Raw genomic sequence first — 1109 nt, 5'->3', positions numbered from 1 at the left:
GCCGGTCCGGTGATGGCGGCGGGCGCGGGCAGCCTGAACGTGCTGCTCGGCGGCGCGGCCGTCTATCACGGCGCGATCGAGGAGCGTCCGGCGCTCGGCGCGGGTTCGCCGCCGCGCGCGCAGGATGTCGATGCCGCCTTGCGCCTCGTCGAGCGCACCACGCTGCTGTGGCTCGCGGTGATCGTCGCGCTGGCTTTCGTGAACGTGGCGACCCATGTCTGAGCCATCCATGACTTCGACGACTTCAACGCCAACCGACACCGCAGCGCGCACGATCGCGCACGGCGGCAATCTGCACGAGGCGGCGCGCCGCTACGTCATCGCGTGGGAAACGTGGATCGATCTCTCGACGGGCATCAATCCGCATGGCTATCCGGTGCCGCCTGTGCCCGCTTCGGCGTGGCGGCGCTTGCCCGAGGACGGCGACGGTCTCGCCGACTGCGCCGCGCGTTACTACGGCGCGCCCGACGCCGCGCACGTGCTGCCGGTCGCGGGCAGTCAGGCCGCGATCCGCGCGCTGCCTGCCCTGCTGTCTGCCCTGTTGCCGGGCGCACGCGTGGCCATCGCGCCGCTCACGTACGGCGAGTACGCGCCCGCTTTCGCGCAGGCCGGTCACACGATCGTGCCGCTCGACGTCACGCAAGCCGATCTCCCCGCCGATGCGACGCACGCCGTCGTTGTGAATCCGAACAATCCCACCGCCGCGCTCCTCGACCGCGACACGCTGCTCCGCTGACACGCGCAACTCGCCGCGCGCGGCGGCACGCTGATCGTCGACGAAACCTTCGCGGATGCGTTCGCCGACACGTCCGCGCGCTCGCTCGCGAACGCCACCGATCGCGCGGGACTCGTGGTGCTGCGCTCGCCGGGGAAGTTCTTCGGTCTCGCGGGCGCGCGCTGCGGTTTCGCGCTCGCTCAGCCCGCGCTGCTCGCGGCCTTGCGCGAACGCCTGGGCGCGTGGACGGTGAACGGCCCCGCGCGTCACGCCGTCATGCACGCTTTCGCCGATACCGCGTGGCAACACGCGATGCGCGAGCAACTCGCGCGCGAGGGCGAACGGCTCGCCGCGCTGCTGCGCGCGCACGGTTTCGCGCCGCGCGCCACGCCGA

1 protein-coding gene and 1 pseudogene are annotated in these 1109 nt (G+C 72.5%); both read left to right on the top strand.

The genetic code is table 11. From position 1 onward, the window contains the following. Positions 1–222 (top strand): cobalamin biosynthesis protein (locus G3N97_RS38810; RefSeq protein ID WP_205997999.1); only part of this gene is annotated, 222 nt, incomplete at its 5' end. 7 nt (positions 223–229) lie between these two features. Continuing rightward, a pseudogene (cobD, locus tag G3N97_RS38805) lies at positions 230–1109 on the top strand (threonine-phosphate decarboxylase CobD); the annotation flags it as partial.

It is taken from the genome of Paraburkholderia sp. Ac-20347 (assembly GCF_017104805.1).
GTDB classification, from domain to species: Bacteria; Pseudomonadota; Gammaproteobacteria; order Burkholderiales; family Burkholderiaceae; genus Paraburkholderia; species Paraburkholderia tropica.
The sequence above is the reverse complement of the archived record's forward strand: the minus strand, read 5'-3'. Positions and strand labels throughout refer to the sequence as shown.